General features: G+C 69.7%; 8 protein-coding genes. 2 read left to right on the forward strand and 6 right to left on the reverse strand.

The genetic code is table 11. The annotated features are described in order from the left end of the window. Nucleotides 1-267: 267 nt before the first annotated feature. Together AC07AB_RS37655 and AC07AB_RS37660 are read right to left on the reverse strand one after the other, a co-directional pair. Entirely contained in the window at nucleotides 268-1,647 is a 1,380-nt protein-coding gene (locus tag AC07AB_RS37655) for an IS1380 family transposase (RefSeq protein ID WP_478576605.1), read from the reverse strand. Between the two features lie 1,773 nt (nucleotides 1,648-3,420). After that, a complete protein-coding gene (locus AC07AB_RS37660; protein WP_478576607.1) occupies nucleotides 3,421-4,212 on the reverse strand; it encodes an aminoglycoside phosphotransferase family protein in 792 nt (263 codons plus the stop codon). A 443-nt stretch (nucleotides 4,213-4,655) separates the two neighbouring features. Between AC07AB_RS37660 and AC07AB_RS37665 the strand changes: the two genes are divergently transcribed. Next, on the forward strand, nucleotides 4,656-5,939 hold the full coding sequence (locus AC07AB_RS37665) for an alpha/beta hydrolase family protein (RefSeq protein WP_478576609.1): 1,284 nt from the start codon (nucleotides 4,656-4,658) through the stop codon (nucleotides 5,937-5,939). Between the two features lie 154 nt (nucleotides 5,940-6,093). Here AC07AB_RS37665 and AC07AB_RS37670 read toward each other — a convergent pair whose 3' ends face one another. Together AC07AB_RS37670 and AC07AB_RS37675 are read right to left on the reverse strand one after the other, a co-directional pair. Beyond that, nucleotides 6,094-8,073, reverse strand: a complete 1,980-nt coding sequence (locus AC07AB_RS37670; RefSeq protein WP_478576610.1) for a PE-PGRS family protein — start codon at nucleotides 8,071-8,073, stop codon at nucleotides 6,094-6,096. Between the two features lie 318 nt (nucleotides 8,074-8,391). Beyond that, the gene (locus tag AC07AB_RS37675) at nucleotides 8,392-8,898 is read right to left on the reverse strand and encodes a hypothetical protein (RefSeq protein WP_478576612.1); all 507 of its coding nucleotides are present in this window, start codon (nucleotides 8,896-8,898) and stop codon (nucleotides 8,392-8,394) included. Between the two features lie 410 nt (nucleotides 8,899-9,308). On the opposite strand from AC07AB_RS37675, the gene AC07AB_RS37680 reads away from it, so the two are divergent. Beyond that, a complete protein-coding gene (locus AC07AB_RS37680; RefSeq protein ID WP_478576614.1) occupies nucleotides 9,309-9,884 on the forward strand; it encodes a restriction endonuclease in 576 nt (191 codons plus the stop codon). Between the two features lie 456 nt (nucleotides 9,885-10,340). On the opposite strand, the gene AC07AB_RS37685 is transcribed toward AC07AB_RS37680, so the two are convergent. Then, nucleotides 10,341-11,984 (reverse strand): alpha/beta hydrolase, encoded by a 1,644-nt coding sequence (locus tag AC07AB_RS37685; RefSeq protein WP_478576616.1) that lies wholly within the window; start codon nucleotides 11,982-11,984, stop codon nucleotides 10,341-10,343. 609 nt (nucleotides 11,985-12,593) lie between these two features. Then, the gene (locus AC07AB_RS37690) at nucleotides 12,594-15,266 is read right to left on the reverse strand and encodes an ATP/GTP-binding protein (protein WP_478576618.1); all 2,673 of its coding nucleotides are present in this window, start codon (nucleotides 15,264-15,266) and stop codon (nucleotides 12,594-12,596) included. Nucleotides 15,267-15,339 lie beyond the last annotated feature (73 nt).

Here is a 15,339-nt window from a genome sequence, read left to right on the forward strand (position 1 = left end):
AAGGACCTCGACAATCCTCATTCTTGCTGGTCAGAGGCACTTTTCGCTTACCTGACCACCCGTCGGACAACTCGCTTCATGAAAGCGCGAGGCTAGCCTCGATCGTTCATGAGTCCTCGTTGGTTCGCTGACGGGGACTCTGCGTGTGTCTGGTGCGGTGTTTGCGGAGTCGGCGCAAGTCGAGAGCCCGTCCTCGCGTCGGGTGTGCGCCGGGTTCCACGGCTCCGGAGTGCTGCCGTGGCTTGGTCGGGCGGTTGAAGTTGCTGGTCAGCCGGGATTCGGTAGGACTGCGAGTCGCTGGATCGCACGGGTGATCACATCTGTCCAGGGCCACCGAGCGGTGAAGCGGAGCCAGCGGCGGCGACCGGTGGTGATGATCTGTGCGGCGGCACAGAACAGCCTCAGACGAAGGCGTTTGGGTTCCCGGCGGCGGGTGTCGCCGGTCAGGGCGAGCATCGGCATCCAGGCCAGGAGGTCGAGTGCGAGGGAGACGATCTCCAGCCAGATCTGGTTCTGCGCGGTGTCGTGCAGGGGCAGGTTGCGCAGGCCGGTGTCGCGGGCATTGCGGATCCGGTCCTCGCAGCGAGCCCGTCTGCGGTGGCGTAGTTCCAGGTCGGCGAGCTGGCCGCCCTTGGTGTTGGTCGCGAAGCAGGTCAGCCGTAGTCCGTCGAGGTCGGTGAAGCGCAACTGGGCGCCGGGGTGCGGCCGTTCCTTGCGGACGATCAGTCGCATGCCCTTGGGCCAGGTCGTCAGGTCGGGCACGTCGGTGATCTCCGCGACCCAGGCACCGGGCCGCTCGGTGCCGCCCGCGTCATAGGCCGGCGTCCACGCCTTCTTCGGGATCTTCAGCACGGCCTGATGGACGGCGTCGGTGATGGTCATTCCCACCGAATACGACAGCCACCGGCCCGGCCGGGTGAGCCAGCCGAGGAAGGCATGGGTGCCGCCGGCGGAGTCGGTACGGATCAGTGTCTGCCGTCCGCGCCGCAAGGATTTGGGCAGTTGGGCCAGGGCGATCCGGGTGGTCTCGATGTGATCGGCGGCGGTGTTGGAGCCCGCGTTGCCGGGCCGCAGCAGGGCGGCCACCGGCTCGCCGGACCCGGTCTGACCGTGGTCGACGAACGCGACGAGCGGGTGATGGCCGAAGGTCTTCTTCCAGGTCGCGGAGGCGTCTTGCTTCTCGGAGTGCGCGAGGACCAGCACGCCGTCGATGTCCACGATCACCGATCCGTCGGCAGCCGGACTGTTCTCACCCGCCAGCTCCCAGACCCGACCGCGTACTTGGGAACGCGCGTCCCGGATCGCCGCGAGGGCCTTCGGGCCGGAGGCGGCAAGTGTGTCGATGAGAGGGGGGACCGTCGGATCGGATGCCACCGGGCCGAACACGCCCGGCTCGGCCCGCAGCAGGCCGACATCGGCCAGGCAGTCCCCGCCCAGTGCGACGGCCAGGGCCACATCCAGCAGGACCTTGCCCGAATCATGCACGGCCCGCGGCTTGCGCCACGACGCCAGCGCCGCCGATATCGCAGTGTACAGGCCGGACTTGCGGAGAGTCTCGACCAGCAGCACCGCCCCGGCCTGCGAGACCACCGACCGGCCGCCGCCCTCGACACGGACACGCGGGTACGACCCGCTACGCTTCTTCACCTGGAGAGTGCTTCTTTCCTTGCAGCTGACAGGACCCTCGACAAGTCCCATCGTTGCAGGTCAGCGGCACTCTCCGCTTTTTTGATCAAGACCCGGACAGGCCCACTCGCGAAAGCGCGAGGCTAGGCGTCTGGTCTGATCCTGATGGACGCCAACACCCGTCTCGGCTCTCTTGAGGAGGGGGCAGAGGCCAGGGGGTGTGCCATGGTACTGGTAGATCCTAGGCCGTCGTCGACCTCTGCCACTGCTCTGGGAAACGACTCTGGGAAACGACTCTGGGAAACGACATCGGCGGGGTCCTTACGGGAACGAGGGACCCCTACATGCCCTGCGCGCCGGACGGACGGCCTGCGTTGTGGCCGCCGGAGGGGCGGGAATCAGTGGCTCCGGTGTACGAGCCGTCGACCCGAGCGGCGGTGCGGGAGCTCAACCCACCGTCACCCAGGGGGCGTTCTTCCATCCGGCGCTCCGGAGTCGGCACGGGTGCGACCACTACGGAACCTGTCCGGTCTGTATCGACCAGCAGAGCCGCAGACCACCTTTACCCCTGAACCCTCCTGCGCACTGCGTCGAGACAGGCGGCTATCGCGTCCCGGTCGCGTGCCAGGCACTGGAGGCGTTGTCTCATACGGTCGCATTCGTGTTCCAGCGTGGCCGGCAACTCCGGCGTGACGTCGGGCGAATAGCTGGCCCGGGGCTTGTCGAGGCACGGCAATACCTCCCTGATGATCCGGGCCGGCGGCCCGGCGTCGAGCAGTCCTCTGCTCTGCAGAACCCGTCCCACGGAGCGTTCGACGTACACGCGTTACCCGTTCGAGGAGCGGCGGACAGCGACCAGTTCTTGTTCCTCGTAGCAGTGAAGGGGGCGGCGGCACATACTCGTGCGCCGCGACAGTTCCCCGATGCGCACGTGCCCCAGCCCAACCCATGGCCGTTCCCATTGGCCTTCGCATTTATGTAGCGGTTCGAGCCTGTACACCATACGCAGCCGAAGACCGCATCAGATGTGAGGTGAGCACTGATGGGCATCCGGCTCTACGACTACAGCCCGATTGTCGAGCGCGGCCCCACTCGCCGGCCCGAAGGCGCCCGAACCGCCCCTACTGGGCGCCGAATAGCGAGAAGCCCTATCGGATCTGCCACCCCGCGACGAGCCCCTTCCCGGACGGACGCCGCACCACTGGCCCCGGGTCCGTCGAATTGCGGCTGACGCGACGATGGCACCGGGAAGGCGTCCGATGGCTGATCGACAGCCTCGACCGGCACCGGCACCGGCACCGGCACCGGCACCGGCACCGGCACCGGCACCGGCACCGGATACGCGCGAGCGTGCTGCTCAACTCCGACGTCGCCGATCGCCGATCACCGACGCGGGGCGAGCCCGGAGCTGAGCATGGCTCGCCCACGGCAGGAACAACTCCATCTTCCAGGCCGACAGGCCGCTCGAAGGGGAACGTGCGTGCCTCACTGAGGCGGCCGACACCCGTCGAGAAGGCCGCCGGTCGGCCCATTCGCCACAGGGGCCTGGTCAAGTGCTGGAACTGACTCGGCGCTGGAGTACGTCGCGAACCGCTCCGGGGCGTGGCTGACGGTCAGCGCGACGAGATCGCCGATCACCACACCCGGTTCAGCACTGTTCAGGGTTGGCGGATGTCGATTGTGTGGGGGAGGGGTGTCGACGTCGGTGTGTGGTGGGCGAGTTGCCCGTTGTTCTGCCGGGCCCTCCAGCACTCCCCGCGGGTGCGGCCCTTGTTCATGGACGAGAGCTGCCGCTCAGCCGCGAGCCAGCGCCACGAGGAACCGGGTTTCGGCATCGTCCCGACCCGCACAGAGTCTGGTGACCGCATCCACGACAGCGACAGCGCGGCACCAGGCCAGTACGCGACCGGAAGATTGGCCGGGGACCAGAGCCGCCAGTTCCTCGACGTTCCGCTCCAGTTCGGCGAGCTCCTCCACTCCGGCCATCACCCAGTCCACGGCGTCGAAGTCGGGGTCGCCCAGCGCGGGCCGGGGATCGATCGCGACCATGTGCTGTCCGGGCCCGGACAGCACATTGGCCGGATGAAGATCACCGTGCACGAGTCCCGCCGTGCCGCCGCCGGCGAGATCCAGGGCGGCTGCGCGAGCCCGGTTGAGTACCGCCGGGTCGAACACCTCGCTCAGACCGGCGTTCGACAGCCGGCGGTCGGCGAGCTCGAAGAGGAAGACCACTCGGTGCGCAAGGGGCTGTAGTACGGACCCTTGCCCACGAGCAGGGGAAGGAACGCGCAGTTCCCGCAGCAGGACCGCCACTTCCGGCAGACTCCAGGTGAGCTGCCTCATCGGTGTTCCTGGCTTCACGTCCTCCAGCAGCAGGGCCCCGACGGTCAGATCCTCCGCCAGGAGTTCGACGACCGACGGTGTGGCGGCCCAGGCGCGCAGCGCCTCTGCCTCTCCGGCGGCGATCTCGATGTCAGGGGTGAGCTTCAGCCACACAGTCGCCCCGCCGTCCCGCTGTGCACAGCGGAACACCCGTGAGGTGCTGCCTCCGCCCGCTGCGAGGACGGTCAGGTCCCAGCGATTCACCAACTGCTCGACCAGCGTCGGCAGTCGATCGCACCAGCCCAAAACTTCTGATCCGAAGCGCACAACAAGGCGGCTACGCACCTGCGGCGCTACACAAGCTATCCCCTCCACCGTTTCCCCGTTCGTCGCTGTAGGGCGCAGAACATATCAGGACAGCGGCACTTCGACGGAAATTCTTGCGGTGCATCCCATTCGCTGTGGCCCCGGCCTCAGCGGTACCGCACCGACCCGGAGAGCACGCGGCGCGCGTCGATCGGGTTGCTCACGGTCGTCTGCTGGATCAATCGCGGCCTCGGCCGACGCCGCACCATCGGCATCCATCGGCATCCGGTCAGCGGGCCCTGGGGCTCCGGCCAGCGGACCCTGGGGTGGCCTCAAGACCACCCCAGGGGTGGGGGGTTCTCGGATGTCGGGGCGATCGGCGCGTCCGTAGCGTTCGGGGCATGAGAGACGAGACGTACGGGACCGCCAACCCCATCTGGAGTAACCAGAGTTGGCGGACGCGGCGGAGGATCGCCGCTGCCGCAGCCCTGCTGCTGGCCGCGGTCGCCGCGACACCGGCGGTCGCGGCGGGGGAGCCCCGGGGGCTTTCCCGGGGAGCGGAGACCGCCGCCGCCTCCCGAGGGGCGCTGGTCTCCGTCACGCCGGTCGCCGTCCGCGGCGCCGGGCAGGTCGAGCGGTTCCTCGCCGAGCGCGACGTGGCCACCGACTCGGTACGGTACGGCGTGCGCTCGTACCGGCTGACGTACCGGACCGTCGACCCCTACGGCCGGCCCACCACGGCCACCGGTCTGCTCACACTTCCCACCGGCGGCGGCCACCGCCTCGACCTGGTCTCCGACACGCACGGCACGATGGTGAACCGTTCCTACGCGCCCTCCGTCGAGGACGACTTGGGACGCGTCCCCTCCTATCTGAACGCGAGCGCCGGACGGGCGGTCGCCGCGCCCGACTACCTGGGCCTCGGCCAGGGCCCCGGCCGTCACCCGTACATGCACACCCGCTCCGCGGTGACGGCGTCGGTCGACATGCTGCGAGTGGCCCGTACCGCGGCGGAAGGTCTCGGCCGCCCGCTCACCGGCGACGTCTACGCGACCGGCTTCTCCCAGGGCGGCCAGGTCGCGATGGCGCTCGGGCGGGCCCTTCAAGGGGGAGCTGACCGGCACTTCCGGCTGAAGGCACTGGCTCCGATCAGCGGCCCGTACGACCTGGAGGGGGAGGAGATCCCGGCGCTGTTCGACGGCCGGGTCAACGACACCAGCGGCGTCCTCTACACCTCGTACTGGCTGGTCGCCCAGAACCGCGTGCACCCTCTGTACAAGGACCCGGCCGAAGCGTTCCGCGCACCGTACGGGCAATGGGTCGAGGAACTGTACGACGGCGAGCACGGGGAGGAGACGATCCTGCAAGCGCTGCCCGCCACGGTGGAGAAGATGCTCACCCCCGCCTTCCGCGCGAAGATCCGGCATCCCACCGGGAGCCTGCTGGAGGCCATGCGCGCCGCCGACCACACCTGCGACTGGAAGCCGACCGTGCCGGTACGGCTGTACGCCGCCGCCGGCGACACGGACGTACCCATGGGGAACGCGGGCAGCTGTGCCGCGCAACTGGCCGAACACGGGACGCGGGCGCCGGTGGTGAACCAAGGGGGCGTGTCCCACGGTGGATCGTTCAAGGCGGCGGCACCAAAGGTGGTGCGGTTTTTCGACACCGTACGCGGCGGGTGACGCGGGTCTGCCACGCCGTACGCGGTCGGTGACGCGGGCGAAGGCGGTAGCCCGGAGGAGGGGCCACAGCCCACCGGCGCCACACTCCGAACACGTTCGAGCTATTGGCGGTCCGGGCTGCCAGAAGCTGTGGAACGGCCGTAGTGCTGCCGGATCATGGCCCGGATGTGGCACCGGCGGGAGGCTGGATGCGCTGGAGCATCTGTTCCATGGTGAGGACGGGCAACCCGGGGTGCGCGGCTGCCTCCTGCGCGGTGTCGGCGTCCCGCAGCAGCCGGATCAGCACGTGTGCCGGCAGTCCGGGATGCTGGGCGGCCACGTGGCGCACGTTCCCATGCGGGTCGTCGAGCAGTCGCACTGCCGACGCGGCTGACAGCCGGGGGGCGCTCGCGGCCCGGTACCGCACTTCCGCATCACTGTCCCGGCTGAACCGCTCAACCAGTTCGGCGGTCGACTCCGGGTCGTCCAGGGCCAGTTGGCGCATCCGCGGGCTCGGGTAGTCGGCGTAGCGGAGCAGGTCGCGACGGGGGAAGTTCGGATGGCCGCAGGGGCGATCGGGGGTGCTTTGGCTGCCGGTCCACCACTGCCACACCCTCAACAGCATGTCCGCGGGCGCGTCGTCGCAGGACTCCGCGAGGAAGAGCTGGACGACGCTGTCCTCGTCGCGGGCAAGGCGTTCGACGACGTCCGCCGGGAGGCGCCGGGCTCGGGCGACACTTCTGCGCACGAGGGGGTGGGAGGAGGCGGCCAGGCGGCGCATGGCGCCGGGATCCTCGTGCAGCGCCATGACCCAGTCGAGCGCGGCGTAGTGGAGGCACGGCTCGAAGTCGATGGGCATGCCCGCTCGCTGCTCCTCGGTGAGGTCGGAGCGCGTGGCCACCACAGAGCGGACGTTCTCGACGGGATCCCGGGCGAGGAGGCCGACCAAGTCCGGATCCAGGTGAGGGTTGCCCGCGAGGGAGCGGCGCTGGGCCGGCCGGCCGTGACGGGCCAGGTGCTCGGCGAGGTCGCGTTCCAGACGGCAGGTCTCCACCACACGCTCTTGACGTTCCACGGTGTCGAAGACCGATCGGGGCATCGGGTGCTCCTGGTGGTAGTGGAGCAGTGCCTCCGTGCGAACCGTGTCGACGGGGTCCCCCAGCAGCTCGTGCTGGGCCGAAACGCTCACATAGGCCCAAGCCCTCCGGCAGGCCGCGGCCCGTACGGACGGTTCGGCGTCGGCAACCAGGGCGGTGCGTATCCGGAGGGGCGGCGCGGGGAGACGAATGGCTTCTTCGCGGACCCGTGCGGACGAGTCCGCAGCGAGCTGCTCGTACGCGGCGTCGGTGAGTTCGGCATGCCGGTCCGCCGCCATCATGGTGAGGATCCACCGGTCCCGGGGGTCCTGTTCGCCCAGGATCAGGCGGGCCCACTGCTCAGCGGTGATGTTCGGCTGGGCCTCGGCCAGCGACTGCCGCTGCTTCCGCTCCGGGTGCTTCATGGCCGCTTCGACAACCGCCTCCGGCAGGGGGCGCCACAGGAGGTAGTGCGACAGGCCCAGGAGACGGGCGCGCAGGTTTTCGGGTGCGGCCGGGTTGAGCGCCAGTCCGTTCGCCCACATCTCGCGCAGTTTCTTGGAAGGCCCCGGCCCCTGGAACATCGCCGCCCAAGCGGCCTTCCGCTCCTCCAGCGTTTCTTGGACCGCCGCCCGTGCGACCGCATCTTGCCACTCTCCGATGCGGTCCAGCATGACGAACCAGACCTCGTCCTCCTCGGTGGTTGCCCCGAGCAGGGTGTTTCCGTCCGTCGACAGGGTGACGAACTCCGGCTGCCCGGGCCGTTCGCCGAGGACTCCGGTGAGGTCCCACCGACCGGTGAGCCGCACCCTCGTCCAGCGCCTCGGCCCGCAGCCCGTCCAGACGCCGGCGACATCGATGAGGAACACGCCGTCCTCACCGATGATCCCGTTGCCGACCGCGAGCCGGTGCCACTCTGCGTTGAGATCGACGACCAGGTCGGGCAGGTCCCCTCGCACAGCCACGGTCGGTTTGGCGGTACACGAGATGACCGGTCGCCAAGCGACCCGGGGCGGCAGCACCTCCTCGACCCGCCAGCCACCCACGACTTCCAGTCCCGCCCGCTGCAGCAAAACCATGAGCTGGTCTTTTCTACCCGTCATGGGAGCCCATCCTGCCCGGACGGCTCGCTGCCTTCCCGAGAGCCGAGGCCGAGCAGTCCGATCGGTGCCTGTCGGCGCTGCCGCCTCCGGCTGGTTCAGGGAGACCGCCGGGTCACCGCCTCGCTCACGAGCGTGGCGCCGGTCGGCCGCACGCCGCACGTACAGGGCTGTGGCTGTCCTGTGCTCCAGCCTCTGGCATGAGTCGATCGAGCGGGCCTCCTCCGACAGCGGGCCATCCGTTATGGCGTGGGCAGGCAGGCTGGTACGAAGCCTCGGTGCGTGAGTGGTCGCGGATCAGTCATGGATCAGTGAGGCGTGAATGCGGGTGATGGCGCGCATTACCTCATCGCGGTTCTTCGCTTGTTTCATCCACGCGGGCAAGCGGGCCACCACCGTCATTTTCCGGCCGTGGTCGTGCCAAGGGGCATGCTCGCGCAGCGGGGCCTGAACGAACCGTCTGATCAAGTCCAGATGTTCCAGGTTGTAAGCCCATACCCACCCGTGCCTGGTCTCGGTCTGCAGCCACAGCCGGACATGGAAATACGGATCCGCGGCAGGCTCACAGCCATCTCGGTGGAAGGCCACACACCCACGGACCCACTCGCGGGAGAACCCGCAGCTACGACAGACAAGACGCCGCGGTGCGAACAGGTCCTGGTCATGCGCATCAGCCGAATCCGGGGCCGGCACCACATGCGCAGCCCTGTCGCAGGCAGGGCAGCGGACAAGGACGGACTTCAGGAAGTCATACTTCGTGCTGCGCGAATCCCGAAACCGCAGTGGAGTGGAGATCGAGCTCATCACACAAGTATGCGACCTGCGGTAGCCGATGGATTCCTCGGCTTCGCCTGCCCTTGAATCGTGGCACAAATGCACACGCTGCTCAGCCAATCGTCGTGATGGGTGATACCAGCCTGTACGGCCTCGACTCCGCCGAAGGCGGGGATGTACAGGAGCGAGTGGTAAGCGGGCGTGTCTGCCTGTGACTCCGTCTGTCACGGCGGTCTCGACGGCTTCGACGGCTTCGGCGGTCTCGGCGGTCTCGGCGGTGACCATGCGGCGGATGAGCGCCCTTGGTACGCACCGCACCGCACCGCACCGCACCGTGCCCGGCCGCTTCCGGCGGCAGGAGCGCCTTGGCCGGGCGGGTAGAGCTGCCCCCGGATGGGGAGCGTAGAACGCGCGGGATCCGATCCAGGGAGGGGCGGAACATGGGAACGGTGCTTCTGGTGGTGTCGGCCGTTGCGGCCGGGGCGCTGTTGATCGGGGGACTGGTGCGTGCCGGGCGTCGTGAGGCGCGTGCCGAGCAGGTGCGGCTCGCGGAGCAGGATCGCGTCCAGGCCCTGAGGTCGATGGAGGCGGTCTGGTTGTTGGGAGACCGCGAGTTCGAGGAGTACGTCGCGGAGTTGTGCCGCAGGGACGGCTGCACCGAAGTGCGGCGCGTCGGCGGCGCCAACGATCTGGGGGCCGATGTGATGGGCCGGCTGCCGGACGGCCGCAGGCTGGTGGTGCAGTGCAAGCGGTACGCGAAGCACCGCACGGTCGGCAGCCCGGACCTCCAGAAGTTCAACGGCACCGCCCGTAGCGAGCACGGAGCGGACATCCCTCTCTTCGTCGCGTCGTGCAAGTTCACCAAGCAGGCCCGAACCTTCGCCGCCCGGCACCGGCTGGTGCTCGTCGATGTGGACCTGCTCGGGTTCTGGAACAGCGGGACGGCCCTGACGAGCATCCTGGACCTGGACATCGGACGGTCCGGGACCAACCGCAAACTGACTCCGGGAAGCTGACCCCGCTGTTCCTCCGGAGTCGCGTGTGCTGGCCCGTCGGCCGGCTGTCGCACTTCGAGCTGGAGTGCGGCCACGTAGCGTTGCCGTCTCCTGCTCGCCGTGCGGGTGCGTTGCGGGGCGTGGCTGACGCGCTGCATCGGCCGTTGCCGCTCGTACGAGTCACCGGCCGCGCCCGGTGCGGTCCGGTCCCGGAGTCGGGGAGCAGCCGCGGGCTCCGGCTGTTGCGGGTGGCAGTCGAAGCACGACCAGGTCAGATCGGACTGTTCACGGAGCAGGGCGCGTCGAGAGGCGTGCACCGGCCGCCCGTGGCGCACCGCCTGAGGGCCTGACGAACCGGTTTCCTACGACTCCGGTGCTGACGGCGCACGGGGGGCGGGGCCCGGTCAGGAGGCCCCGCCCCACCTTCAGTGGGTCATGTGGCGATGGGTGATGGGACGATGTTGGATGGGGTCGGGCTCAGAAGCGGTCCGGGGCGCGCCCCGGGAGCGGAGAGCCGGGGAGCGCGTCGCGCTTCTGGTTCTTCCGGGCCTGCGCGTTCGAGTCGGCCGTCGCGTCGCAGGTCACGTCCTTCGCCGGGAGTTTGCCGGTGAGCAGGTAGTCGGTGACCGTGCCGTCCGTGCACGCGTTGCCGTTCGGGTAGACGCCATGGCCCTCGCCGCCGAGGACGGTGACCATTTTCGAGCGCTTCAGGTCGGCGTGCAGGGCCTGACCGCTGGGCAGCGGAGTCTGCGGGTCCCACTCGTTCTGGACGATCAGGGAGCCGGTCTTGTTGTGCACCTTGGTCGCCGGTTCCACGGACTTGTTCCAGAACGCACAGGGTTTGACGCTGGACGCGAAGTCACCGTAGAGCGGGTAGCGGCCCTTGTCCTCGATGGCGTCCTTCCGGTAGCTCTCAGGATCGTGTGACCACGCGGCCGAGTTGTCGCCGCACACCACGGCCCAGAAGCTCGACAACGTGTTGTCGGACGGGACCTCGGCGGCGTGGGCGGAGCCTGACGTCCTGGTTCCCTCGGGCCTGGCGAACGCCGCGAGCTTCTTCGCGGAGGCGGGCTTGCCGGCCGCGGCCTTCTTCAGCTCCACGACCCCCTCGGTGGCGTACTCCGGGGTGAAGACCGCCCCGCGCAAACCGCTCCGGATGTCATCGCCGGTGTTCGGCTGCCCCTCTATCTCGATGGGCTTCTCGTCGGCCTGCGCGACCAGGTCCCAGAAGGTCCGGCCGACCTCCTTCGGGGTGTCACCGAGGCCGTACTTCTCCGAACGCTCGGCGGCCCACTCGGTCCACCGGTCGAACGCGGGCTCGGCGCCCTTCGCCCACCACTGGATCATCCCTCGCCAGGCGTGCGCCGGATCGACCGCGCTGTCCAGCACGAACCGGTCGGTCCGGCCCGGGAAGAGCTGGGTGTAGACGGCGCCCAGGTAGGTGCCGTACGAGTAGCCCACGTACGAGATCTTCTTCTCGCCGAGGATCGCCCGGAGCAGGTCCATGTCGCGTGCGGTGTTGCGCGTAGTGATGTGCGGGAGTGTGTCGCCCGCCTTCTCCTTGCACTTGTTCGCGACGTCACGCGCCCAGGAGACGTCCTTGTCGAACGTCTTCTCCTTGTACGGCCGCAGCCAGTTCTCCTCCTCCGGTTTCAGACCGCAGGAGAGCGGGCTGCTCTCTCCCACACCGCGCGGATCGAAGCCGATGAGGTCGTACTTCTGCCGCGCGGACTCGGGGAGTTTCTTCTGCATCGTCATCGGCATGTAGCGCCCCGGCCCCCCGGGGCCGCCGGGGTTGGAGAACAGGACGCCGTGCCGCTTGCCGGGCGCGGTGCTCTTGATCCGGGATATGGCCAAGTCGATCCGCTTGCCCCCGAGAGCCCGGTAGTCCAGCGGGACCTTGATCGTGGCGCACTCGTACTCCGCCGGAGAGTCGGCTTCGCACCGCTTCCACTGCGGCTTCTGCTTTACGTACCAGTCCAGCGCACCCTTGGCGGCGGACGAGGAGGCGGTCGACGGGGCGGCCGCCGGAGCGGCGGTGGCCGTCGAGGTGGCGAGTGCGGGAGCCAGCGTCGCCGTGACACTCACGGCGAACAGGGGCGCGAGACGTCTTCTGCGCACGATATCGATCCTTCCGGTCGCATGTTCGGACAGGAATGATCTTTCAGGAACCGGCCACGCATACGGATCCACCGCCGGGCTGCGCCTTCCATCCACCCTGGGGATGACACAACACTCGCGGATAGTCCCCGAGTTGTAGGGGCCGGGCCACCCTCAGCGGTGTGCGCGACCCGCCTCGGCAGCCGGACGACGGAAGAGGGTCGCCCGGGGCGGGCTCGGTCCCGCCCGGCCCGCGAGGCGTTGACGAACGCGTCGGTTCACCTACGCGGCGACCTCCCGGGACCGTTCACGGACCGGCAACGGAAGACCATTCGCTGGTGTCCGCCTCGGCCAGTGCCGTAACGGTCAACGAGTAGGCTGGACCGGGGAGTTCCGGCGTACCGTCGGCGGGGCGTCTCGACAGTCTCGACCGCCTTGGCCGGCGTCATGCCTCCACGGGACCTTAGGTCACTCACCTCATGCACGCGGCACAGCGGACGGCCAGATCGGCCCGGGTGCCACATCATGTGACATCCGGCAGCACTCTCTGCGCGGTTCCTACCGGCCTTCAAGTACAGGCGGTCGTGGTCATGATGGCCACCAGGACGACAGCCATGATGAGGAGTGCCATCATCTGTTCCCTCCGCGCCGGGTGGTGACCAGGGTGCGCCAGCGGTCACGGGTGGCTTGTTCCCCGTCGATCCACCGCACGGTTGAGGCCGGCCGGGCCGGGAGCGGGAGGCCGGCCATGAAGTGGGCGATGTCGGTGTAGTAGGCGTAGTCGCCGTCGCGGGTCAGTTCGCCGAGCCGGTCGGTGGCGGCGGCCAGGTCGCGGTGGGCGCCGCGGACAGCGTGGTGGAAGCATCGGGCGAGTTCGAGGGGGGCCCGGAGTGCGGTGAGGCCGGCGACGTCGATCTCGGTGCGCAGGGTACGGGCGCGGTCTTCGACGCTGTCGGTGCCGGCGTCGCGGATGAGGGCGGCGATGTGGGTGGTGAGGGTGGTGGCGCGCAGGTCGAGGCTGTCGAGAAGCTGCTGGGCGTAGAGGAGTTCGTCGGCGGTCCGGTTGGGGTCGGCGAAGGAGAGGGCGAGGGTGAGGTGGGCCTGGGAGGTCGCACGTTCCCCTGCGACGCCGTGCTGCTCGGCTTCGTCCCGTGCCGCCGCGTACGCGGCCACAGCCTCATCGATGGCACCGTGGGGCCACTGGATGTCGCCCATGACCCGGTGGTGCCGGCCTTCCCAGCCCAGGGTTCGGGCGGCGGCCAGAGCAGTGGGGAAGTCGCCGGCGATGCGGGCGAGGTGGGCCAGGCCGCGACGGGCGGCGGGGGCGAGGCGGCCGCCGCCGTCGGCGACACGCTGCATCGCGGCCCGGGAGGCGTCGGACTGACCGAGGTCGCGGTGGGCTTTGGCCCGGTAGTAGAGAGCCATCTCCGTCAGATCGGCGGGGAGTAGGCCGGTGTCGGCGACGGCGGTCAGGCGGGCGGCGGTGCGCTCGCGGTGCTCGTGCTGGCGGCGGGCGAGGGTGCTGAGCAGTCCGACCAGGGCGTCAGCGGCCGTACGCGGCGCGCCGTCGCCGGGTGGCTCCGGTGTGGCGGGTGGGGCGAGGGGCTCCCAGACGGAGTCGCTGACGTAGTTCCAGGCCGCGTCGGAGAGCCAGCCGAGGCCGATCGGGAAGTCGCGGGCGAGGCGCAGTCCCTGGCGCAGACAGCCGACGAGCAGGCGGCGGTCGGACGGGGCGGTGCGCCACTGCTCGCCCAGTGCAGTGAAGGCCCGCTCGGCGGCCTGCTGCCAGTCCTGCGGCGTCCAGCGGTCGTCGGTGTGGTCGTCGGCGGTGCGCAGGGTGGAGCGGATCACGCCGTGGAGGTGGAAGGGCCACAGGGCGAACGGGGCCTCGCGTACGAACGGCCGCTCGGTCAGGCGTGAGGCCGCCGCTTGGTGCGGCAGGCCGGCTGCCCGAGTGGCCAGGGCCACGTCGAAGGCGTCGAGGAGACTGACCGAGCGCAGAACGTGCCGTTCTTCGGGGGTGAGGTCGCTGAGGGTGCGGGCGATCAGGGCGGGGAAGGCGTGATCGAAGTCGGCCGGGGCCGGGGTATGGCCGCTGCGGCGCAGTTGCAGGAACCGCATGACGGCTAGGTCGAGGTAGAGGGGCAGGCCGTGCGAGCGGGTGGTGATGACCTCCCGGACGTCGGCGCTGATGAGCGGCTGCCCGTTGCGGGAGAGGCGGTGGGCGAGGTAGTCGCCGCAGTCCTCGGGGGAGAAGTCGCCGATCAGAACCTGGCGCCCACGCCCGTGGCTGGGCGTGGCGGTGCCGGCGGGCCGGATGTCGTGGGCGGCCAGGCCGGGCCAAGCGCTCGGTCCGGTCCAGTCGAGCTGCCCCTGCAGAGCCTCGTCCGCCCATTGCAGGCGGCTGCGTCCGGTGACGACGAACAGGACGTTCGGCATCAGCCACACCACCCGCTGGAGCAGCCGCTCCAGGTCCCGGTGGGTGCGGTCACCGATGTCCTCGAAGGTGTCCAGCAGCACCACCGGCACAACGGCCTTCTTCGCGGGGAGGCGGGCGAGCTCCCAGGCGAGCAGGTGCGGGTAGAAGGACAGCGCGTCCAAGTCGGCCTCGGCCTCCAGGAGGTCGGCCAGGCGGGCGCAGCCGGCCAGAGCGCGCACGGATTGGCGACGCTCGCGCAGCGCCCGCACCAGGGCCTCGGTTACCTGGCCGACCGCCGAGCCCACCATGCCGGGCAGGGCCAAGGCGCCGGCGACCTCGCCGAGCGCGGACTGCAGCTGCTGTGGCAGCACCTTGCCGAACCGGTTCGCCCAGCCGTCGCGGCGCAGGTACTCCTCCAGCGGCTCGCCCGGGTGGGTGTGTTCCCAGTAGCGGCGCAGTGCCAGGTCGAAGGCGGGGAGGGGCCGTCCGAGCGCGGTGAGCGCGAGCCGCAGGGTCAGCACGACGCGTTCGAAGTCCATGCCCGCCGAGCGGGCCAGGTCGATGCGCACCGGCAGGACTCGCCCGTCGGGCCAGGGGGGCTCGCCCCACTGGGCGGGCCGGTCCGCGCTGAGCGCGAGGGCGGCTTCGAGTTTGCGGGACAGCGTCGTCTTGCCGATACCGCCGACCCCGTGGAATACGAGAACGTTGTCCCGGGCGGCTTCGAGGTCTTCGACGTCGAAGCTGACGTCGGCGACGCGGTGCAGGTGCCCGGTCAGTGCGGCTGCGACCGCCTCCCACTGCGCCTGACGGTTGGTGAACGCCTCCCGGGCGGCGAGGGCCTGGTCGTTCGAGCTGAACAGTGCACGCAGATCTTGGCCTGCCACGACAATCCCCCAGACGATGATCACCTGGCCTCAACCTAGCCCGCCGCCACTGCCGCGCCCAGTCCCGGCACCG

The sequence above is a fragment of the Streptomyces sp. NPDC044033 genome (assembly GCF_056434425.1).